This window comes from Aerococcus sp. Group 1 (assembly GCF_000193205.1).
GTDB classification, from domain to species: domain Bacteria; phylum Bacillota; class Bacilli; order Lactobacillales; family Aerococcaceae; genus Aerococcus; species Aerococcus urinae_A.
Map to the genome: position 1 here is coordinate 1,915,280 of NC_015278.1, position 22,297 is coordinate 1,937,576.

The following is a 22,297-nucleotide window of genomic DNA, read 5'->3' on the forward strand; positions in this document are numbered from 1 at the left end:
GTGCCAAAGATATCAGCTATTCTTATGGACGACAGTCTGACTTTCACTTGAGTCATATTTCCTTGGATATTCAAGCAGGAAGCATTACCGGCTTAATCGGTCCTAACGGGTCGGGCAAGACTACCCTCTTTGACTGCTTGAATGGGCGCAAGGATTTAGAAAGTGGTCAAGTCATTTTTGAAGGGAAAGACTTGCGTAATATCCCCTTAAAAGAACGCGCTAAAAAAATAGCCGTGGTCCAACAAAGCCACCGCAGCCCGCTCTTACTCTCTGTTTTTGATATTGTTAGCCTGGGGAGGAGCCCCTACCAATCCTGGCTAGACCACGGTTCCAAGGAGGACCAAGAAATTGTCAAGCAAGTAATCGACTTGGTCGGCTTAAGCAACTATCGCCATAAGCAAATTCAGGAGCTCTCTGGCGGCCAAAGGCAGTTAGTCTGGCTGGCCCTAGCCTTGGCCCAAGAGCCGGACCTCCTCTTTCTCGATGAACCGACAACCTACCTAGATATCCGCAACCAAATTCAATTTCTTGACCTCATTAGTCGACTGAATGAAGAAAAGGGGCTGACGGTAGTCATGATCCTCCATGACCTCAACCAGGTCTTACGCTACTGCGACTATAGCTACCTGCTCTCTGAGGGGCTCTTAATAGCCGGGGGAAAACCCGCCGAGGTCCTCAGCGAGTCCACCATTGAAAAAGTCTACCAAGTCCATTCTGACCGTCTCCACCACCCCAAAGGTCACTTTGTTTTAGACTTTTACTAGCCATTTAAGAAAGGAAGGCCAAGCATTGAAATATACAGACCTTGAAGATCTTAAAGTAGAACATCCCGTGGAAAGCCCGATCACTGACATCGACCGTTCCCTAGATAACTGGGTAGAAATTGCCGCCGAGAAAACCCAGGCAGCCCGTGGCAGTGATACTGTCAAGCTCGACTGCGGGGTATTAAGCGTTGACCAAATTAACCGGCTCTTGGCGAATATTGACCATGAGGTAACCACCTGCGACGCCAACAACCAATACCTCTTCTACAACCGTCACAAGCCCAAAGAAGACATGGTGGCCAAACGGAATCCCGAAGCGGTAGGCGAGGCCCTCTTCAACATACATCCCGAAAGAGTGGCTGAAAGTGTCGCCAAACTCATCTATGAAATGCGCACCCACCAAGTCCCTCGGGTGGTCTTGCGTTCCAATTGGTCTGAAACGGAGCGCTTTGTGACCCATAACCATCGGGCCTTCTATAACCCTGATGGGACTTACGAAGGCACCATGGAATGGGTCCAAGATAACTTACCTATTGTTGACTATTATTGTCAGATGACCGGCCAGGAGATGGTCGATGACGAGGCTGCTGATCCTAAGTCTAAGCCCCAAGTCATCCTAGACAGTCGCTCCTCCCGCTTTGTTGATAAGAAGTTCGATGACTGGACCCAAGGATCACAATCACCCCACCGTCTGGAAAGCCAAATCTACCCAGATAATAACTACTTAGACCAAGAAGTAGAAACTAACAATCCAGCAACAGACTCTGATTATGTCTGCTTAGACCGCGGTATTCTCACAGTTTCTCACTTGAACCATTTCTTAAAGCAGATCCCTGTGGAAGTAGCTTACTATGACCAGGACGACCGCCTGCTCTATTTCAACTATAAGAATGACGTCGATGAAATGCTCAACCCCAAAACCGTGACCTCTGTAGGACTAGACATTAACAATAACTATCCAGAAACGGAACATGAAACCGTCAAAAATATCCTAGATAGTCTCAAATCTAAGCAGAAGACCAGTGAGAAAATTTTTATTCCCTCCACCTCTCCTGGAGAATGGATAATCGCTACTTTCAAAGGGATTTATGACACTGCCGGCAACTATATCGGCTGTGTAGAATACTGTCATAATATCCTCCCCTATGTCAACCAAGTCTTAGAAACTTGGGGTAAGAAATTAGTGGACAAACCCGGTCAAGAAGCCGTTTGGCCCAAGGCCAGAGGTCAGTACCAAACTTAGTTAAACAAGGTAATTTCTCGCAAACAGAAAAAACGCAAATTCTAAAAGAAAAAGAGAATCTACAAATTACTTAAGATGATTTGTAGATTCTCTTATTTTATACCTTTAATTACTATATTTTTTACATTATTGGTAATGAAGATTAAGCAAAAAGCTCAGCTTTAGCCTTAGTTTTCACTCTGTGTAAAAAAGTTACTTTAGAGTAAAAATGTTCCTTATATGAATAATGTTAATGACTGATACTATTCTTCTAATCAAGAAATCTGGCTTTCTCACTCAAGTTTTCTGCTAAAATTTCCTTACCTTGCTGTCCTTCAAAGCGCCGTCCCCAACCAGTCAAGATTGAAATCAAGAAGGCTAAAAAGAGGTTGTAGCTGTGAAAAAGATAAGGAGCAATTTGAGTAACGGATAAGGGAGCAACGAATTCGTAACCCTGCGTTAATTGCGAGCCGACAAAAATAAAAACAGAAAGAAAAGGAACGGCTACACCTAAACCATTAGCAAAACCATCCAATAAGTTGGCCCTTCGATAGGGATGGAGCTGACAGGCTTGGCCTAGCTCATTCTGTACCTTACCAAAAGTTGTCATTGAAGCTGAGGAAACCCCACCAAATAAAATAGTTGTTAATGTAATACCTAACATCATAGCCAATTCTGTTCCTGAAACAGTCTGACAGAGCTTAGATTGTCTAATCTGATCAGTCAATTGTTGTAAAGCCCCTGAAGCATTCAAGACACCCATGATGCCATAAACCGATAAAACCAAGAGACAAGTTCCCATCATGCCCTCAATACCTTTAGTAAGAAAACCTGTCAGTGCGCCATCCTGGCTAGTCAAGATATCGCTAACTTGGAGCGCACCCGTTAATAATCCCACCACACAACCAGAAAGCAAGCCTACTAAAATAGCTAAGTAAAGATTACGCTTACGAATCGAAATGATTAGCATCAAAATTACCGGAATCAACATATAGAGCGAACGCACATGTTCAGCTCCAGGCACTACCGAGCCAGCCTGTAAGATTCCACCTCCACCAAATAAAATAAAGAGGACAAAGGACAATCCACCCGCAATTAAAGCATAAGGTAAGCGGGTCCTGACCACACCTCCAATATCACAACTCTGCTTAGAATACCGATAGTGCTGGGTGCCTGCAGAAATAATGGTCGTATCTGAAATAGGGGCTAGATTATCCCCAAAAATCCCTCCAGAAAGGATAGCGCCAGCTAGGGCAGCTGGATGGGCGCCTAACAAGATACCTGCTGGATAGAAAATAGGAAAACAGGTAAAGAAAGAGCCAATGGAAGAGCCTGTTGCGGTGGCAATGATTGAGACAAAGAGAAAGGTCATTGCTGTATAAAGACCTCCCTTTACCCCCATAAGCTGGGCAAGATAGACAAAACCAGCTGAAAGATTAGCAGTCTTAATCATCTGGGAAAAAATCCCAATTGTCATCAGTAAAATAACTACTGGCACGGCTTCTCTAGCCCCTTCATAAACAGACTCCCAATACTCTGTTGCCTGTTTGGGTTTAACAAAGATTGACCCCGCCAGTAAGCCTAAGATAGCTCCCATGGCTAATGCATGCATTTCAAAGGCCTTTAAAATCACAAAGAAAAGGACACAAAAAACTAAGAAAATTATCAAGGGGAGGTAGGCCATTAAATAGCCTCCTCTGAACGTTAGAGTTTGTTTATCTTTCATTTATTTAGCCTCCTTAACCATTGGCATTTTCGTGTCGACGAATAATTGATGAAAATATTGAATGAGGGTCTCTTTCAAGTTCATAACAATCTCCAGACAAACGTGGATATTGGTCCAAGAAAGATCGGATAACATCAATATCTTCTTGACCTAGTTTAAAGTCAAAGATTGCTAAGTTATCCTTAACATGTCGATGATTTCTAATGCCAATAATACTCCCAGCTACCCCTTTTTGTTGAAGAATATAGCGAGTCGCCACGTTAGAAATAGATACCTGGTGCTTACGAGCAATCTCATCCAATAATTGTAAAAGTTCCTGATAGCCTCTCTGACCCAGACTTTGATCAATCACTTGTTGGTATTTGACCTGAGATCGCGTCTCTAATTCAATATTTGTCTGATCGAGATACTTATCCGATAACAACCCTCCCGATAATGTTCCAAAACATAATTGTTGGATACCATTGTCAATCGAATAAGACAAAAGTTTCTTTTCGGGGCGTCGATCAAAAAGCGAATACTGGGACTGACAAGAAATGATAGGAATACCAGCATCAACTAATTGTTTAAGGTGAGTGGTGTCGAAATTTGTTACCCCAATATAGCGAATCTTACCCTTCTTCTGTAATTTAACCAAATGTTCAGCCACTTCAATGTAGCGATCGATACTGTAGTCCCACCAGTGAAATTGTATGAGATCGATATAGTCACGACCTAATTTCCTTAAAGACCGATCGATAATCGCCTCTGTATCTTCAAAACTCACAGTCTCTAAGACATCAATGTCAGGCACATATTTTTCGTGAATTTGGATATCATGAGCAGTTAGATGAGAGTGATGGTTCAATTCTTTCAGGTAGCGGCCTAATGCCTCTTCTGCCCCCGTATAAATATCCGCCAGGTCAAACGTTGTAAAACCAAGTTCTCCTAATTGATGAAAAGTTTGGTTAATCTCTTCTAAGTCAAGCTGACCTTTTAAGGTATGACCTGGTGATAATTGCCACAATCCATTTAGAACACGAGCAATACTGTAACCTGGACTTAATTCAATTCTTTCTAACATTAATCACCATCTCCTTAACTTAACGGCACAACTGTCGTTTCAGCGTGGCTAAATTTTTTCTGTTTTTTTCTCGTTATCTTGAAGACTGCCCCACAATTAGGGTCTGGACAAGCAATAATCGCATCAGAACGCATCCAATCATTTTTTTGCAAAAGTCTTTGCTTGGCTGGCAACATGGGAAGCAAGGTAGCTAGGACATACATGGAGAAAGAACGAGTCTGTGGGAAAACTAAATTCTCACCTTCCACAATAAAATAATCTCCTTCCCGGTGACTGCAGACAAAAGGCCGATCAGTAGCTAGGACTTCAACTTTTAAAGTGTACAAAGTAAACAAATCATCTGTCATCGTTCTTCCTCCAAAATAAAATAAGCACTTGCCCCTCATTCGTTAATACGAATAAAGGACAAGTGCTTAACCTGCGGTGCCACCTCTATTAGTCAGCAACTTGCTAACTCTCTCTAACAAGTCACCAAAAACTTGCCTTCCATGATAACGCGTTTGACGCGGTAACCCAAGATAATGAGCTACTATCCGGTGCCCGATGCACCCTAAGGCCCAGCCCCTAGCACAAGTAGGTGTCTCTCACCCACACACCCTCGCTTTGACTTGCTTGCCTAGGTTTTTCCTCATTAGATAAATTTTTACCTAATTATAGTGACTGGATCATTTTTTAGCAAGAATTATTTTAGTTAAAGAAATAGACCATTCTATGGTATTCTACCTAGCTTTTCAGTCAAATCCTTCTCCAATTCAGCAATCGACCGCCTCATCCTTTGCAGGGCTTGGAGCTGGTCTTTAATATCCGATTGGACCCTCGCATCCGTAAAGACATTATCAAACCAAGTATCCAAAATATTGTCACTCAGGCCATCACTCAGGCCTTGGGGTAAGGCCATGCTGACATCCGCTAATTCTTGGTTTAAATATCTTAAGGACTGGGCCAGGGACTCAATTTCTTGGTTTGCCGCCTGAATTCTGCGCCGCTTGATCAAACTAGGCAAAAAGTCACCACCCAGTAAGTCCCACATCCCCCATTTGGAGGCCGATTGGAGCAATTCAATTCCCTTATCTAAATGAACCAGGACTTCTTGGCAAGCTTGATGCGCTTCTTCTAATTCTTTCAATGACTTCATGATCAGTAACCTCCTTAACGGAATAGTGGGAGAAACTATTCACTTCCCCACGAGTTACAATTTACGCTTTTAGCTTATCACGAGAGGATAAACCAGCAAAGTATCATGCCCACTCAATGCGACTTTCTCCTCAATAAAAAAACCGACTTTCCGCCTCTAAAACAGGCTCAAAAAGTCGGTTACTTTTTATTCAATCTTTATTATATTCCTCGGATCAGATCAATCGGTTCATGGTTTAGAATAGCACTGAGACCTGTCCAGTAAATTAACAAGTTCAAGCCATAAATTAAGAGTGAAAAGCCCAGAAAGCCTAGGTAGGGAAAGTATAAGATTAAAGCCTTCATATCAACACTTTTGAATAGCCCGGCAATCCCCAGCATAATCCCTAAGCTAATCAAAACAGACAAGAGCAAGGACCTCCCCTGTTCAAAAAGAAATTCCCGGCTGAAGCGGCTTTTCAAGGCCGCTAAATCCATACCGATTGAATAGAGGCTGCCAATTTCTTTACGTCGACTCATTAGGCTCAGGTTGATTGAGGAGTAACCGTTGGTGATATTCATCAAGAAGATAATGGCCGCTATCCCATAAATAATCCGCTTGAAGCTTTGAATATCGGTAAACTGTTCGGCTTGGATTTCCTCTTCTGTAAAGACTTTAAAACTCTCATTATAGGCAACGGTCTGTTCGATGCGACTGCTAATTTTCTCCTTGGCTTGACTAGCTTGTCCTTTAGGTAGTTTGAGTTTAAGTTCAAAAGGATAATTGAAATTTTTATCATCTCGAGCGTCTTTCATCAATTGGTTATAGGTTTCAAAATCAGTATAGATCATGACGGTAAAGGGTAGGATCCGAGTTTGGTAGGGGCCAAGGTCATCAATACTATGCGCAATGGGAAGGCTGTGCTGTCTCTCATTAATACTAACGTCTAATTGATCAGGATGATCAAAATACGGCACTTTTTCAGCCTGAGCAAGAGGCTCGTTGGGATCTGCTTGGACCTGGTTGTAGAGGGTAAATTCCCCTGGCCTGCCGCCCAGTTTCTGGAGGTCGTCCTCTTCGAAGGCGACCAGAATTCCCCTGATGTGTTGGGGCTTGGTGTCAGCCATCATTTGCTCCAATTGCTCATCCAGTCCCAGTGATTGGGCGATTTGAGATAGCTCTAGGTTAGGTTCAATGGCTAGGTTCTTTTCCTTAGAAATATAGCCCTCCCCCTCATAGTTAGCAAGAATTTCGGGCAGGATAGGGGGCAAGTCACCGGTGTCATTGTAGTAGTGGACGGTGAGATCGTAGCCATCATCGAAGGCATAGAAGTCTCGGTTGTAGTCGGCAATGGCATAGACAATACAGAAGATGGCCACAATCAGGATGCCAATAGCTGAGATATAGCGTTGGGACTTGATACTGGCCATATTGTTCAGCCGTAGTTCTTTCCAGAGTTTGGGGCTTCGCTTCTTGCCCTTCTTCTTAGACAGGCTAAAATTTCCCTTGAGTCCTTCAATAATATCGATCTTCGCGATCTTGCGCGCCGGATATATGACCGCGACTAGGACAACCGCTAGGGCCACCAGGATAATGACTAGAGACAAGATCCAGTTAAAGTGAACCTGGTTAAAGAAGACCACTTCAGCTTTACCACTATTGGCAACTTCAAAGAGATAACGAATAAGGAAGAAGCCCAGGACATGACCGATTAAAACAGGCAGGACGGAGACTGTGACTGCCCCTTTCACCAGTAAGAGATAAATTTGAAAGTCCGTCGACCCGATGGATTTATACATGGAGAGCTCGCGAGTCTTTTGCAGACCCCAAACCCAGAAAATATTTTTGATAAAGAAGACAAAAAGCCCCATACATAAGAGGAGGGAGAGGGCATTAACCAGCTTGGTCATCAGGTTTTTACTCTGGCTGACATCCAGGCCGTAGTAGCGGACCAGGGAGTCATTAAAGTCCAATTCCACTTCTTTTCCTAGTAGATCTTGAATCTCATCTTGGATAGCCTCGCTCTGGGCATAGGCTGCCTTGAAGTCATGGAAATTGATCAAAGGGATCAATGCTTCGTCGTCATCCACCAGAGGCATGCCGTAATTGATTTTTAAGTTCTCATTATAGAAATCTTTGTAGACACCAACTAGGGTATAGTGGCGCCTTTCTATGGTCTCAAAGCTTTCTTCAGCGGTATAGGTCGACCGGGCATCGATCGTCTTCCCGTCCACCTGACGCTCCCCAATCTCGATCACTAGCTCATCGCCTAGGGAGAGGTCTTCCTGTTTAACTAGAGATTCATTCAGGACAATTTCATCCGCCAACTCAGGAAAGCGCCCAGCCAACAAATAAGACTCTTCTCGCATCTGCTTGACCTGAACATCCTGTCCCACCATAGAAATGAGATAGTCCTTGTATTTAGCACTGTGGGCTCTGGCAGAAGTCCCACCCGCCAGGTCAATCGCTTCCACTTGGTTGAGTTTAGCGATCTCCTCCTGGGACAGGTCTTCGGACAAGCGGGCATCGTAGAAATTCGTTGCCTTCAGCTGGCGGTTACTTGACGAAATATTGGTATAGCCATAGTAAAAAATCACTGTGAAAAAGAGGCTAACTATCAGAAGTGAAATGAAAATCGGTAAATTCTTCTTATTCATTGGGCTCATCTCCTACGATAGCCCCGTCGACCATAGTGATAATCCGCTGGGTCTGAAGGGCCAGGTTTTCATCGTGGGTGATAATCAGGATAGTCTGCTTGAGGGTCTGGTTGAAGTACTTCAAGAGGTCAATGATCTCCTGAGAGTTCTTCCGGTCCAGGTTTCCGGTCGGTTCATCCGCTAAGATGATCGAAGGCCGGTAGATCAGGCTACGGGCCACGGCCACACGCTGCTCCTGACCTCCCGATAGCTCACTCGGAAAGGCCTGCAACTTATTGGATAAGCCCAGCTTGGTCACTAAGTCAATAAAGAAGGCGTCATCCACCTGACGCCCATCTAACTTCAAGGGCAGTTTAATATTATGTGACACGGTCAGATTGGGGATGAGGTTGTAGAACTGGTAGATCAGCCCCACCTTGCGCCGCCGGAACAAGGCCATTTCCTTAGACGAATAGCTGTCAATATCGGACCCTTCAATGAGTATCTTCCCCTCATTGGGCCGGTCCACTCCACCAAGCATATGGAGTAGGGTAGACTTACCCGACCCACTCGGCCCGACAATAGCAATAAGCTCTCCCCGGTTGACGGACAGATTCACCCCATCGACAGCCCGGACTTGCTTCTCTCCTTGGCCATAAATTTTAGTCAAACTGTCAACGCGAAGTATTTCCATAAGATCTCCTCCTAGTTTGACTATAGCGGATGAAAATGACAAGTCGGTGATAAAGCGGATAAAAAGAGAAGAAATGGTCTCCGCGATTACTTCCCCCTCACTTATAGAATTGCAGGATAAATTCTGCCCCTTGCTCGGTGTTTCGACAGCTGATTTGACCCTGATGTTTCTCGACAATGCGCTTGGCCATAGAGAGACCGATACCAAAGCCCTTGGAATCAGGATCCTTATAGAAACGCTGGAAAATTTTCTTTTGCTTTTCTTTAGCAATCCCCCCACCATCATCACGGATAGAGACTTCAAGATAAATTGGATTCTCGCGCATTTCCAAATAGATATGTGTCGTTTGTTCTTGGTTGATAGCATTCTTTAGGATATTAATGACGGCCTCACTCAGCCAGTTGAAATGTCCCATCAAGACCTGGTCGCCCAGACGATTGTCCACCTTAATGCCACGGTCTTCGATATCATCACTGAAGATATCTAAGGCGTAATCTGTCACTTCTCTCAGGCTAACTGGTCGCAAGTTGAGATCATCAACATTAGCATCCAGACTGGCCAACTTCAATAGGGCGTTGGACAAGTCATTGAGCCGGTTTAATTGCTGGGAGAAAGTCGCCGGATCCGTCTTATCATTTTCCAAGGCAAAGAGCATGCCCGTAAGCGGCGTTTTAATCTGGTGGGCAATGTCTTCGATATTCTGACTCTGATCTTGGGAAAGTTGATGAACCTTTTCCTTTTCTTCGACGAGCTCAATAAATAACTTGTAGATATGGTCTTCCAACTGGGAGAAATCATCTTGCTTCATGGGGATCTGATAATCTTGCTGGTAGAGTTGGTCGATCAGGTCTGTCAGCTCTTGAATCCGTCGGCGCTGGCGGAACTTTAACCAGCAAACTACAATTAGAATACTTAGAAACCACACTATATAAATCATAGCTTCAACCTGTAGCCAATGCCGCGGACGGTTTCAATCAGATCCTTGGAGGTCTTGTCGCGGATCCGCTTAATGGTGGCGGTCAAGGTATTATCATTCACATAAGCTTGCCGGGCATCCCAGAACCGTGCTAGCAATTGGTCCCGAGTCAGAAGCTGGCCCCGGTGTCTGATAAAGTGGGCCAAAAGACGATATTCCAAAGCCGTCAAAGAAACCACCTGCCCCTGGTAGCAAATTATCCCCTGGTCTTCTTTAAGGACTAAATCGCTGTCCATTTCCATAGGTCCAAAGTCCCTCAAACAAGCCGCAATCCGAGCCCGCAGGATATTCAGATTAAAGGGTTTGGTGAGATAGTCCGACGCCCCTGCGTCAAGGGCCTTAGCGATAAAATCGACATCATTGACTACGGTGGTAATGATCACTTTTATATTATTCTGTAAAAAGAGCTCCAAAAGATCAAAACCGTTCCCATCAGGCAAATTCAAATCAAGGATAGCAAGGTCATAATCCCTGTCTGACCCTGCTCGTCCCTCTGCAAAATTCTTGGCCAAGTCCACCTGAAAGCCATGCTTAGTCAAAAAAGCCTTAATCTCTTGACCAATCATAGAATTATCTTCAACTAATAGCAGTGAATTCATGGCAAACCTCCTTCACTGATTGCCAACATGCATGGCCCACATAATGATCGATGAGCCATCTCTTTATCTTCACTATATCCTGATAAATACTGTGCTGCAAGTGACAGGTCAGCGCAAAAAAAGCCCCCCAGGAGCTTCTAAAATTTCTAAAATTGCTATGGCATCCAATCGTTAACTTTCATTTGAAAGTGACGATTTTTCTTCTGTTTATAAAGCTATAGCATAGCTTGACTCAAGCTGCTACTTACGGTGTGCCTAAGATTGCAAAAAAATAATAATTAAGCTATACTAAATTCGACAGGCTGCCGGTCGAATTTGATTTATAAGGAGGACTTATGACTAAGAAAGAAGACATTCTCAAAGTAGCTCGAAAGCTGTTTCAAGAGCAAGGCTTGAGTAAGACTTCCACCAATGATATCGCCCATGCTGTGGGAATTTCTCGGGGAACGCTCTATTACCACTTCGAATCCAAAGAAGCACTCATTAATGCCCTAGTCGATTGGATTAGCCAAGAAATTTTTCAAGTCGCTAGAGACCTATCAAAAAATACAGAATGGCCTCCTGAAGAGCGTTTTATTCGAGTGCTTACCAGCTTGAACGTGGAAACGAGTAAAGATGACGACTTATTAAAAAATTTGAATCACCCCGATAATCTTTTACTCCATGTCAAGGTCCAACAAGCCATGCTTCGGGAAATTCCTCCCATTCTAGCTGCTATAGTAGAAGACGGTAATAAAACAGGCGTCTTTCAGGCAGATTATCCCTTAGAAGCCATGGAAACCTTAGTTGCTTATGTCGTTTGTGTCATTGATGAAGACGAAGTTCAAGCAGATCCATTACTCGTTCAGCGTAAAATTCAAAGTCTTATTAAGCATACGGAACTCATGCTAGGAGCAAAGGAAGGCCTGTTTCAAAGCTATCTCAATTAGGAGGTGTATCGAATGCTAGCCCTGTTAAAGAACCGCAAATTTCTCATCTTTTTTCTAGCTAGCCTGATTGCGAGTATCTCTAGTGGGATGACGGCTTTTAGTCTAGGTGTCCATGTCTTTAAGCTCAGTCATTCTGCCTTTATCAAGTCACTCTTAACCCTATCAGCCTTCCTTCCTAACCTCTTATTGACTCCTCTAGCAGGAATCCTGGCAGATCGCTTGGACCGAGGCAAACTGATGATCGCTGGCGATGGTCTATCGATTATCGGTCTAGTGCTTATTTTGTACGGCTTGACCAGGTCTAAGTATGTGATTTCCTATCTCTTGCTGGGCGCTTTGATTTCAAGTAGTTTCGCCTCGTTAGTGGACCCTGCCTTTAAGGCGAGCATTAGTAATTTAGTGAGTCCTGATGACTATATACAGGCTAGCGGTCTCTTCCAACTGAGCGGAGCTGCTCGCTTTATTGTTTCTCCTATACTCGCAGTAGCTATTATTAGTCACTTTGGCCTTCCTCTTATCATTATTTTAGATATCCTAAGCCTGATAACCACAATGATGGCTTTGACCTATGTTGCCCGCGATTTAAAGAAACCTAGAAGCTTCACCTCTTCAAACTATCTGATTGATTTCCAACAGGGCTGGGCCTGTATTCAATCGCATCCACTGATTCGGCTCTTAGTTTTCTTTTCTCTAGTCTTGACTTTTATGATCGGGTCGATCCAAGAACTTGCAACCCCTCTCCTCCTTGCCTTTACGAGTAGCGATCGCCTAGGTCTTCTCCTCTCCCTTGCTTCTCTAGCACTCATTCTTTCTTCTCTTTATATAGGGATTAAAGGTTTTCAAACAGACAAACTCAGTCTTTTAACCCAATTAAGTGGCCTATGTGGTTTAGCCATGATTGGCTTTGGTCTAAGGGCCTGGCTTATTACCATGACACTAGCCGCTTTCTTATTTTTTGCATGTCTCCCTTTCTTAAATGCTATTTGCGATTATTATATCCGTGTCGAAGTCGATAATGACTTGCAAGGGCGAGTTTTCGGCCTCCTATCCAGTCTCTCTCAATTGGGCTATTTACTAGCCTATGCCCTAGCTGGTATCGCAGCTGATTTTGTCTTCGAACCTTTCCTTAGGCAAAATGGCAGACTCATTTCTATACTTAGACAAATTTTAGGACCTGGTGAAGGGCGGGGAATAGGACTTTACCTAGTGATGCTAGGGGTTTTATTGCTCTGTTTCAGCCTCTGGCTAGCGGTCCGTTTTGAGAAACTAGGAGGTAGACATCATGATTTACAAACTGATCCTTAATGATTTCAAGACCGACAAGTTGACCAACAGCATCGTTTTTCTCTTTATTAGCCTAGCAAGTTTCCTCTTATCTATTATTTTTATGGTTGCCACTGACTTAAACCAGTCCATTGATGACTTTATGGTAAAGAGTCAACCCCCTCATTTCATGCAGATGCACTTAGGTGACCTTAATAAGGAAAGACTAGCAGCCTTTGCCCTTGACAATAAGCAGGTGGTGAACTACCAAGTCTTGGATTTTTTGAATATTGATGTCAATGATATCCAAATTAACGGGGAAGAATTTCCCATTCAATCGCAAGACAACGGTTTTGTTTGCCAAAGCCCCCGTTTTGATTTTTTACTGGACCAAGCCAACCAAAGAGTATCTCCACAGACTGGAGAGGTCTATGTCCCCCTCGCCTACTTGCTTGACGGTGTAACAAAAAAGGGCGACCAGCTAACCGTGGCTGGTCGTAAATTCACCGTCCAAGGAGGAATCAGAGATGGGCAAATGGCCCCCATGCTAGCCTCCTCCAAGCGCTTTGTCATCCATCCAACTGACTTTCAAGGGATACAAGACCATGGAAAATTGGAATATTTAATTGAATTCCGCTTGAAGGATCCTAGTCAACTTCATGACTTTCAGGTAGATTTTCTCAAGCAAGGATTAGAAACGAATGGACCGACAATTACAGGGCCGATTATCAAACTGATCAACGCCTTAAGTGAAGGTATCCTGCTCGCCTTGCTGAGTCTCCTTGCCTTCTTAATTATATCGATAAGTCTCTTGTGCCTTCACTTTAGCCTAAGTGCCAAGTTGGAAGAAGATTTCCAAATGATAGGGATATTGAAAGCCCTTGGTATCCAGTCTAAGCGGATTAAGAGTTTATATGGCTATAAGTATCAACTGCTGGCTGGTCTGGCTGGGCTAGTTGGCTTGGTCGGATCCTTCCTAAGCAAACCTATTTTCCTAGAGGAGATTGCGCTCTTTTATGGCCTCTCTGACTCAAGGATGAGACCGATTTTAGCTGGTATCATTGGGGCTGGCATGGTCTTGGTTGTAGTAAGGGTATATGTCTCATTTATGCTTAGAAAGATCGATAGGATTTCTGCAGCCGATGCCCAGGCTATGGCTTATGCAAATACCACAAAGCGACTCTGTCCCAAAATGAAGCTGAGACAGAGCCCTCAAATAGCCACTAGCCTATTGATAGCCAGCAATAAAATACTGGGAAAGAAAAGATACTTCATCATCTATGCCTGCATCCTTATCTTCTTAAGCTTATCTATGGCACTTCCCTCAAGTCTGTATGCCAGTATAGCTTCCCAGGATTTTATTAATTATTTGGGGCTTAGTGATGTGGATGTCCTTGTTGAAGTGAAGAATCCCGACCAGGCTAAACTCTTGAAGCAATACTTAGCACACGATCCCCGGCCTAGGTCCTATCAAGTATTCGACCAGATAAATTATGACCTCCTACTTGATGGCAAGGCAGCTGGAAAATTGCAAACCAGACTTGGCGGATCCGATCATTTCCAAGGCTCCTATAGCCAAGGCCGCCCAGCTGTTGGCAAGCAGGAGATTAGTATTTCTTATTTAACTGCTGATGAATTAGATAAGGATGTTGGCGACAAGCTGACTCTTTCGATTCAAGGAAAAGCGAGAGACATGGTTATCACTGGCATTTATTCCGATATTAGTAATGGCGGGCGAACGGCCCGAGCACATTTCAAAGATTCCCAAAGTCCTAAGCTAGGCCAGCTCTTATTTATCAACTTACATGATCCTAAACTCGCTGAAAGCTTTGCTGGAGACTTGAAGGGTCAAGATCCAAATCTTGCTCTTTATCCAACCAAGGCTTATCAAGCAGAGTTTCTAGGACCTACTTTGACTAGAATACGGTCAGCTCGTCTAGGCAGTCTCGGGTTAAGCCTAGTTTTAGCTTGGTTTATTTCTTACTTATTTTTCAATATGCTAATTAGTCAAGATAGGGCGGAATTGATTGTTCAGAAAATACTCGGCCTCAGGCTTGGACAAATAAGAAAACCATACTTAGTCATGACTGTGATCATTTGCTCTCTAAGTCTAGGTTTGGCTTTTGTTTTGACCTACTTTATCGGTGGCTTCTTACTGGACATATTTATGCGTAGAATAGGAGTGGCCAACATGCCCTTTGACTTGGATTGGCTGAGAACCTTTCTCATTCATCCTGGCCTACTCATGCTTACCACCACCCTTTCTACTTGCCTTGCCAGTAGACAAATTAGTCGCTTACAAATGGCTGATTACCAGGAGGTATAAGATGAAAAGGATACTGACAGCTAAGGATATTAATAAGACTTTCGGAAGCGGTGAAAATAAGGTCCAGGCAGTCAATCAAGTCAGCTTAACGATTCAACAAGGCGAATTTGTCTCCATCATGGGCCCTTCAGGCTGCGGTAAATCCAGCCTCTTGCATTGCCTGTCCGCTATCGAGACGATCGATTCCGGCTCTTTAAACCTTCTGGATCAGGAGATTAATCAGTTAAGTGACGAAGAATTATCTGATTTTCGCAGGCAAAATTTAGGTTTTATCTTCCAAAGGCCCACCCTAGTGAAGAGCCTGGACCTTTTGGATAATATTATCTTCCCCAGTTTTGAGGATTTCAGCGGGGATAAAGCAGACCTCATTCAAGAGGCCAAGGCTTTAATGCGAAGACTTGGCCTAGAAGGCTTAGAAAACCGTAAAAGTCACCAAGTTTCTGGTGGCCAACTACAAAGAATCACCATATGTCGCGCACTGCTCCATCGTCCAGCTATTCTTTTTGCTGATGAGCCCACAGGCGCCTTAAATTCCCAGACCAGCGATGAAATATTGGACTTATTTAAGCAAGTCAATTTAGAACAGATGACAATTCTTATGGTCACTCATGATGCCAAGGTGGCCTCCCAAAGTCGTCGGGTCATTTTTATGAAGGACGGTTGCTTGGAAAAAGAATTAACTTTTCGTCAAGAAAGCTATGATGACCGCCTAGAACAAATTAGACAGGTCATGACTGAGCTGGGGGTATAACTACAATAAAATTTTGCCAGAATTACCCATCATTAATGCTGTTAAAATATGATCGCAAAAAGAGAGAGATACCTATGCCATCGTCATGACATAGCGCCCTCTCTCTTTTTAGTCCTAATTACTTATCCTTTTGATTAACGATTTTATCTGTATCATTCGCCAGCCAGAGCATATGAACAAGATGCCTGCAACCGCTAGCCAAGGCCAGATCATCGGGTCAAAGGGACGATAGGACCAATAAGTCCATTGCCACCACGATCGAAGAATACCAAAGTAGACCAAGATCCCTATGACAAGCATCACCAAAGCAACCAGCATGAGATAGATTGCCGGTCGCATGCGTCGTTTCAGATCCTTACCTAGGCCCTCGTTTTCGCTAAAGGCAGGGATTTCTTTTGGGCCCTTGCTTTCAATAATTAAAATTTCTTTATTAATCATCCCTGGATCGGTCGCAATTGTCGTTCTTCCTTGATTGTAGGGACGTAAACGAACATTGCCCCAACTAAGCTTGCCGATATTAAGTGGCGCAAAGAAAGTCTTATAACCTAGGTCATGGATGAAGTCACAATAATTAAGTCGTTCTCGATTAGTCATGTGACCAATGTATTGAACAGTATAATGAAAGTCCGTGTCAGCCGTTTTTTGGAATCTCTGTTGCACACCGCCACTTGAAAGTAAACGATAACCCTGGCCTGCCAGTTGGTTAAGGTAGTTTTGACGACCCTCAATAGGCTTTAAAAAGGCCCTATATTTAGTAACCATTAGGACTCACCTTCCTTTAAGTAGTCTTGACCTGCTTCCATTAATTGCCGCATGCGCTTGACTTCTAATTCAAGCAACTTGCGTCCTATTGGTGTGGTTTGATAAATTTTTCGCCGCTTTTTTTTATCGTGTTCCACCATATCGATCCAACCCTTTTTTGAAAGGTTATTGATTGCCCCATATAAAGTCCCTGGACCAAATACAAGGCGTCCTTGGGTGATGGCTTCGACTTCTTGCATGACCCCATAGCCATGATTGGGATGTACCATAGTTAACAAGACTAGAAAATGAGTTTCTGTTAAAGGAAGCTCATTCTCCAAATTTGTATCATCTGCCAAGTCATCACCTTCCTTCTAACCTCATTATATCGTATGACGTAGTACGCTTCAAGTAGTATAGAAGAATTAAAAAAGCCCCATATGTAGTGACCCCCAAAAGTTGGACTAAGAATTCAACTTTTGGGGGTTATTTTTATGTCTAAATATTCATTAGAATTTAAACTGAATTTAGTAGGAGACTATATTGCGAAAAAAGGAAGTTATCGAACCTTAGCTAATAAAGCAGGAATAGATCCTTCTATTTTACGAAGGTGGGTTAATAACTATTATGAATTTGGTGTAGATGGTTTAAAGAAAAGGCGGACTCAACAGGTTTATACTGTTGAATTCAAATTAAATGCGATAGAATTGTATGAAAGTACGGAAATGAGTTATCGCGAATTGGCCAATTCATTAAACATGAATAATCCAAGTCTAATCGCTAATTGGCGAAGAGCTTATCATGAAAGAGGACTTGATGGCCTTTCCGCGAGGAAAGGAAGGCCACCTAAAGTGTCTAAAAAGAAATCACAAATCAATCAAATAAAGGATAGCAGCGAAACCAATCAGTTAAGTGAAGCAAAAATAAAGGAACTTGAACAACGGATTACGGATTTAGAAATTGAGAACAAATTTTTAAAAGGATTGAGGAGACGTGTGGCTCAAAGAGTCAAGCGAGAAAAGAAGAAATAGTGACCGAAATCACACGTCTCCATGATGAAAAATATGCTTTAAAAGATATTCTTAGCGTTTTAAAGTTTCCTAAATCGACCTACTTTTATTGGAAAAATAAAGATGAGGAAATTGATAAGGATGCCGATTTAAAAGAGGAAATGAAAGACATCAGAGAAACCCATAAGGATTATGGTTATCGAAGAATGCGAGCTGAACTGCTTTCCCGTGGTTATAAGGTCAGTAAAAACAAAGTTCAACGCCTAATGAAAATTATGGGGATACAGGTCACTAGCTATACTAGAAAGACAAGAAAATATAATTCCTACAAAGGAACGATTGGAGAGATAGCGCCAAATCGTATCAACCGGCGGTTTGATTCGACCATTCCTTATCAAAAAATAACAACAGACACAACAGAATTTAAATACTACTATGCCGATGATTCTGGGAATTATCAAACTGGAAAACTCTATTTAGATCCTTACATGGATCTATTTAATCGAGAAATTATTTCTTTTAAGATAACACATCAGCCTAATGGACAAAGCATGTTGGAGGGGCTACAAGCTGCCATTGAAGCAAGTAAATTATGTCCATACAGAAGAACCTTTCATTCTGATCAGGGCTGGGCCTATCAAATGAAAAGTTACACCCGGCTCTTGAAGGATCACCGAATTTTTCAAAGTATGTCTCGTAAAGGAAATTGCTTAGATAATTCGCCAATGGAGAATTTCTTTAGTCTACTAAAACAAGAAGTCTACTATGGTCGGACTTATCATTCCTTTGAAGAATTAGCACAAGCGATTGAAGATTTTATAATCTATTACAATGGTGAAAGAATCAAAGAAAATTAGATTTTAGGAGTCCTATAGAATTTCGTCTTCATCACGCTTCTTTCGCCGCTTAATGATTACACATAAACTTTAAACTTATCAAGAGCCGCTACGCTCTTCCTCTTGACAAGTTTAAATTTCTGAGTAAATGTGTCGGCAAGAAATAAGCAAGAACTGTAAGCAACAAAAAAGAGCTGGCCAAAGGCCAACTCACTATATATAAAGTCCAACTTATTGGGGTCACCATACAACACCACAACAGGCTACAGGGCTTATCCCTCTCAGCTGTGCTTTTCGACCACTATGGGTATACGATTAATCAAAATAACCCCTGAATGATTTGAGGAATATATGTCTTAGGTCATTCCTCTACTCTACCTCTCTGAATAGAGAGTGCTGTACAGAAAAAGACCACTATGCATCCTAAAATAACTAATAGGGCTTGCCTCAAGTCCACCACTTGGCCATCCAAATCCTCACCTAATTTTGAAATATAGTATTGAGGAAAAAGATACTGCCATTTCTCTTGGAGACTGCCTGACTTTACCGTGAATAATACACCTGAGAGTAGCGTAGTCAGAACCGATAGCATGGTTCCAATTAAAAGGGCGCCTTGATTCTTCTTAGTGGCCGTAGATAGGGCCATAGAAAAATGAGCAGCAAATAATTCAAGGAGTAAAAGGTAGATATAAAAGCGCCCAGAGAGCTCAAGATCAAATACAGGGAATAGTACGGTACAAGCTAAGGCATTAATTGTGAATAGAATTAAATAATTAAATAGGATGTGCTGGGATAAATAGGAAAAGGTTGAAAGACCGGCTGAATAAATCCGTTTATCGATCCCCTGACGATCATCAAAATAAAAGCGATATAAAATTAAGGAAAGAATCATCGAGCTCATGGTTAACACACTGATAATAATTTTAAAGTGATTATCATTAGCCCTGAGTTCAGCCTCAACGGACTGCTGTCCCTCATTCAGCAACTGACTTAATTTTTCCTTTAGGCCCACATTTCTAACTGTCAGAATTTTATATTTTCCTTCTTCTTGACTAATGTAAGCATCGTAATCACCAGATATTAGATGGCTATAATAATTCCTTTCTTTTTCTATTTCTTCAATCGATAAGTGATCATTATTCATGGCTAACAAGGCTTCTGCGCTCTGATCGATACCAATATGTAACTTAGGAGGATCCATAGTAACGACAAAGGCACTGGCCGCAAGGGTGACAAAGACGAGTAAAAACGCTAAACAGAGATAGGATTTTTCTTTAAAAAAACGCTTGAAATGATTATTTAGAACGATATATTTCATTTTAATCACCAAAATCTTCCGGACGATAACTTAAGTGGATAATTATTAAAAAGATGAACGAAGCCAGCAACAAAGTGATAATAGTAGGGAAAAAATAGCTATCATTTTGATCATAGATTATGGCAAAGAAGCTCGTCATCACTTGCGAAATAGGAGAAAGCTTAGCCATTTTGGCAACATTTGCTCCAAAGATCGTCATAGGAAAGAACAAACCAGATAAAATAGCAAAAACATTAATCAGCAAGTTAAGAATTTTCGTCGCCAAATCTTCACTTTTTAACAAGAGACAAAAGGCCCCACCAAAAGTAATGGAAAAAATAACTAAGGCGAAGTCGAGCAATAAGATAGAAGTTACACTCGTCCCACCGTAGTTGACTAAGCCTATCCCATCAAATACTAAGATATCCATTGCCAAAATAGAATAAGAAAGCAAAATAGAAACAATTAGTTTTGAAAGATAAATTTGGTACTTAGGGACGGGTGCATAGATTATACGATAGTTGGCATACTTCACCTGGCTACCAAATAATAGCTCTGGCAAGATAATTACCGTGGCCATCGATAGGTAGATCAGCATGGTTACCCCATAATAATCATAAGCAGTCAGAATATCATCACTAAAACTGGAAGCAAATACAAAACCCGTTACTAAGATTAAAAGGATGGGATAGACTAAAAGATAAGTCATAATGGGTTTATTTTTCAATAAATTTACAATATCTTGTTTCATGATGGTTAACATGATAAATCCTCCATCGCTTTAATCCCTTAACTTCTTTCCAGTTAAGAGTAAGAAAATATCTTCCAAGTTTTTCTTTCTTGACTGAATACCTGTAATATTCACATGGGATTGGATGATAAGCTCCAATATCTCATTGAGTAAACTAGTGCCTGCCTCCATCATAATATTCAGTTGATAATCATCATCTTGACTAAGCTGAAGTATGTGGGGGAATTGACGGATTTGGTCTAGAAGTTCTAGGGGCAGAGGCTGGTCTAAGCTAAGCTGATAGTTGGTCTCACTGTAAGTTTCTAAAATAGCATCCAGCTGGTCATTTAACAAAACTTGGCCGCCGTCCATAATAATCACTCGGTCACAAATTTGTTGGACTTCCTCCATATAATGAGTCGTGTAGATAATCGTGGCGCCCTCATCCCTCAAAGACTTGATTGAATGAAGAATATGATTTCTGGACTGAGGGTCTATCCCCACAGTCGGCTCATCTAATATGATTAATTGAGGCTCATGGGCAATGGCACAGGCAATATTTAAGCGGCGCTTCATCCCTCCGGAAAAGGTTGAAGCCTTGTCGTCCTTTCGCTCTTCCAGCCCAACTTTTTTAAGGGCCTGGTCCACTTTCTCCTTCAGACCAGCCTTCTTTATGCCATATAAGGAAGCAAAGAATTTGACATTATCAAAAGCAGAAAGGTCCTCATAAATGGCCAATTCTTGGGGAACAATACCCAATTTTTTCTTTATTGCTTTGAGAGAGAGATTTTCATTATTAAAATAAACAATCTTTCCTTCGTCCGCTTTTAATAGGGTCGCTAACATGTTGATGGTAGTACTTTTTCCAGCACCATTGGGCCCCAAAAAGCCCAAAATTTCTCCTTTTCTTACGTTAAAAGTCAAATGATCTAAGGCTTTGCGCCCATTTTTATAGGTTTTTGATAAGTTGTCGACAGTTAGAATATACGCCATAGTCTTGTCCTCTATTCATTGAAACTCAGATCAAAAATAATCTTTACTACTTGCTCCAGATAGGCTTCTTGTTCTTCTTCCCCTTCAAATGTCGAAAAGACTGGGTAGGAATTTTGAATTAAATTCATGATTAATTTTGCTTTCACTACTGGCAATTTATCCTGATTTTCTGGATGGATGGCCAATAAAATATTAACAATAACGTCCTCCATGCGATGATTAAAATCCATCATCAATGCCTGAAAAACTTCATCTTTTCGCGAAAGGATCAGGATATCGCTATTCAAGAAGCGGTTTTCCCAGTTCTTATCCATGCCACTGATCAAAAATTCTTTAAACTTTAATTCCGACCGCAGATTATTCCCAGTAATGTCTGTTTTAAGCTTTTCCAATTGCGTTAAAGAATAATTAAAAAAATTTTTGATTAGGTCGATAAAAATATCTTCTTTGCTAGTGAAGTAGTTATAAAAAACGCCTACAGATACACCCGCAGCCTGGGTAATTTCCTTGGTTGTGATTGAAGTAATACTTCGCTCCCTCAAAAGCATATCAGAGGCTTGAATTAATTTTTCTTTATTATTATCTTTAGTCATCATGTCCTCCTTTTTAATTTTATTTATGAATTAT

General features: G+C 42.0%; 20 protein-coding genes and 1 pseudogene. 7 read left to right on the forward strand and 14 right to left on the reverse strand.

The genetic code is table 11. The annotated features are described in order from the left end of the window. The first annotated feature begins 47 nt into the window (after positions 1-47). Both HMPREF9243_RS08950 and HMPREF9243_RS10070 read left to right on the forward strand, forming a co-directional pair. Positions 48-764, forward strand: a complete 717-nt coding sequence (locus HMPREF9243_RS08950; protein WP_013668794.1) for an ABC transporter ATP-binding protein — start codon at positions 48-50, stop codon at positions 762-764. Positions 765-789: 25 nt separating this feature from the next. After that, a complete protein-coding gene (locus HMPREF9243_RS10070) occupies positions 790-2,007 on the forward strand; it encodes a PAS domain-containing protein (protein ID WP_013669819.1) in 1,218 nt (405 codons plus the stop codon). Between the two features lie 250 nt (positions 2,008-2,257). On the opposite strand, the gene HMPREF9243_RS08960 is transcribed toward HMPREF9243_RS10070, so the two are convergent. From HMPREF9243_RS08960 to HMPREF9243_RS08995, 8 genes are all read right to left on the reverse strand, one after another. Next, complete coding sequence (locus HMPREF9243_RS08960; protein ID WP_013669065.1) at positions 2,258-3,712, reverse strand: Na+/H+ antiporter NhaC family protein; 1,455 nt, start codon at positions 3,710-3,712, stop codon at positions 2,258-2,260. Between the two features lie 13 nt (positions 3,713-3,725). Beyond that, the gene (locus tag HMPREF9243_RS08965; RefSeq protein ID WP_013668820.1) at positions 3,726-4,775 is read right to left on the reverse strand and encodes an aldo/keto reductase; all 1,050 of its coding nucleotides are present in this window, start codon (positions 4,773-4,775) and stop codon (positions 3,726-3,728) included. A 14-nt stretch (positions 4,776-4,789) separates the two neighbouring features. Then, positions 4,790-5,122 (reverse strand): TIGR04076 family protein, encoded by a 333-nt coding sequence (locus tag HMPREF9243_RS08970; protein WP_013669453.1) that lies wholly within the window; start codon positions 5,120-5,122, stop codon positions 4,790-4,792. A 362-nt stretch (positions 5,123-5,484) separates the two neighbouring features. Beyond that, the gene (locus tag HMPREF9243_RS08975) at positions 5,485-5,910 is read right to left on the reverse strand and encodes a hypothetical protein (protein WP_013668722.1); all 426 of its coding nucleotides are present in this window, start codon (positions 5,908-5,910) and stop codon (positions 5,485-5,487) included. Positions 5,911-6,110: 200 nt separating this feature from the next. Beyond that, positions 6,111-8,546 (reverse strand): ABC transporter permease, encoded by a 2,436-nt coding sequence (locus HMPREF9243_RS08980; RefSeq protein WP_013669088.1) that lies wholly within the window; start codon positions 8,544-8,546, stop codon positions 6,111-6,113. Further along, positions 8,539-9,219: an ABC transporter ATP-binding protein gene (locus HMPREF9243_RS08985; RefSeq protein ID WP_013669831.1), complete on the reverse strand. Its 681-nt coding sequence runs from the start codon at positions 9,217-9,219 to the stop codon at positions 8,539-8,541. The genes HMPREF9243_RS08980 and HMPREF9243_RS08985 overlap by 8 nt, the downstream gene beginning before the upstream one ends. 97 nt (positions 9,220-9,316) lie before the next feature. After that, a complete protein-coding gene (locus HMPREF9243_RS08990; protein WP_041706289.1) occupies positions 9,317-10,156 on the reverse strand; it encodes a HAMP domain-containing sensor histidine kinase in 840 nt (279 codons plus the stop codon). Then, positions 10,153-10,794, reverse strand: coding sequence for a response regulator transcription factor (locus tag HMPREF9243_RS08995; protein WP_013669000.1), 642 nt, complete (start codon positions 10,792-10,794; stop codon positions 10,153-10,155). The genes HMPREF9243_RS08990 and HMPREF9243_RS08995 overlap by 4 nt, the downstream gene beginning before the upstream one ends. Positions 10,795-11,129: 335 nt before the next feature. Between HMPREF9243_RS08995 and HMPREF9243_RS09000 the strand changes: the two genes are divergently transcribed. From HMPREF9243_RS09000 to HMPREF9243_RS09015, 4 genes are read left to right on the forward strand one after another with little or no spacing between them, the layout of a single operon-like run. Continuing rightward, positions 11,130-11,723, forward strand: a complete 594-nt coding sequence (locus tag HMPREF9243_RS09000) for a TetR/AcrR family transcriptional regulator (RefSeq protein ID WP_013669507.1) — start codon at positions 11,130-11,132, stop codon at positions 11,721-11,723. Between the two features lie 12 nt (positions 11,724-11,735). After that, positions 11,736-13,028: an MFS transporter gene (locus HMPREF9243_RS09005; RefSeq protein WP_013668511.1), complete on the forward strand. Its 1,293-nt coding sequence runs from the start codon at positions 11,736-11,738 to the stop codon at positions 13,026-13,028. Then, a complete protein-coding gene (locus HMPREF9243_RS09010; RefSeq protein WP_013668749.1) occupies positions 13,006-15,312 on the forward strand; it encodes an FtsX-like permease family protein in 2,307 nt (768 codons plus the stop codon). Before HMPREF9243_RS09005 ends, HMPREF9243_RS09010 begins: the two co-directional genes overlap by 23 nt. Before the next feature lies 1 nt (position 15,313). After that, positions 15,314-16,063, forward strand: a complete 750-nt coding sequence (locus HMPREF9243_RS09015; RefSeq protein ID WP_013668704.1) for an ABC transporter ATP-binding protein — start codon at positions 15,314-15,316, stop codon at positions 16,061-16,063. Positions 16,064-16,177: 114 nt separating this feature from the next. Here the strand turns inward: HMPREF9243_RS09015 and HMPREF9243_RS09020 are convergent, their stop codons facing one another. Next, positions 16,178-16,825 (reverse strand): DUF2812 domain-containing protein, encoded by a 648-nt coding sequence (locus tag HMPREF9243_RS09020; protein ID WP_013669889.1) that lies wholly within the window; start codon positions 16,823-16,825, stop codon positions 16,178-16,180. Next, complete coding sequence (locus tag HMPREF9243_RS09025) at positions 16,825-17,163, reverse strand: PadR family transcriptional regulator (protein ID WP_013668969.1); 339 nt, start codon at positions 17,161-17,163, stop codon at positions 16,825-16,827. Before HMPREF9243_RS09025 ends, HMPREF9243_RS09020 begins: the two co-directional genes overlap by 1 nt. A gap of 135 nt (positions 17,164-17,298) precedes the next feature. On the opposite strand from HMPREF9243_RS09025, the pseudogene HMPREF9243_RS10410 reads away from it, so the two are divergent. After that, positions 17,299-18,724 (forward strand): annotated as a pseudogene (locus tag HMPREF9243_RS10410) (IS3 family transposase). Positions 18,725-19,011: 287 nt separating this feature from the next. On the opposite strand, the gene HMPREF9243_RS09045 reads toward HMPREF9243_RS10410, so the two are convergent. The 4 genes from HMPREF9243_RS09045 to HMPREF9243_RS09060 are packed head-to-tail and all read right to left on the reverse strand — an operon-like array spanning position 19,012 to position 22,263. Beyond that, complete coding sequence (locus HMPREF9243_RS09045) at positions 19,012-19,968, reverse strand: ABC transporter permease (protein ID WP_013670066.1); 957 nt, start codon at positions 19,966-19,968, stop codon at positions 19,012-19,014. Position 19,969: 1 nt separating this feature from the next. Then, a complete protein-coding gene (locus HMPREF9243_RS09050) occupies positions 19,970-20,710 on the reverse strand; it encodes an ABC transporter permease (RefSeq protein ID WP_013669359.1) in 741 nt (246 codons plus the stop codon). Positions 20,711-20,728: 18 nt separating this feature from the next. Then, positions 20,729-21,670: an ABC transporter ATP-binding protein gene (locus HMPREF9243_RS09055; protein ID WP_013668821.1), complete on the reverse strand. Its 942-nt coding sequence runs from the start codon at positions 21,668-21,670 to the stop codon at positions 20,729-20,731. 11 nt (positions 21,671-21,681) lie between these two features. Beyond that, positions 21,682-22,263 carry a TetR/AcrR family transcriptional regulator gene (locus tag HMPREF9243_RS09060; protein WP_013669096.1) on the reverse strand — a complete coding sequence of 194 codons (582 nt, stop codon included), beginning with the start codon at positions 22,261-22,263 and terminating at the stop codon, positions 21,682-21,684. Between the last annotated feature and the right edge of the window lie 34 nt (positions 22,264-22,297).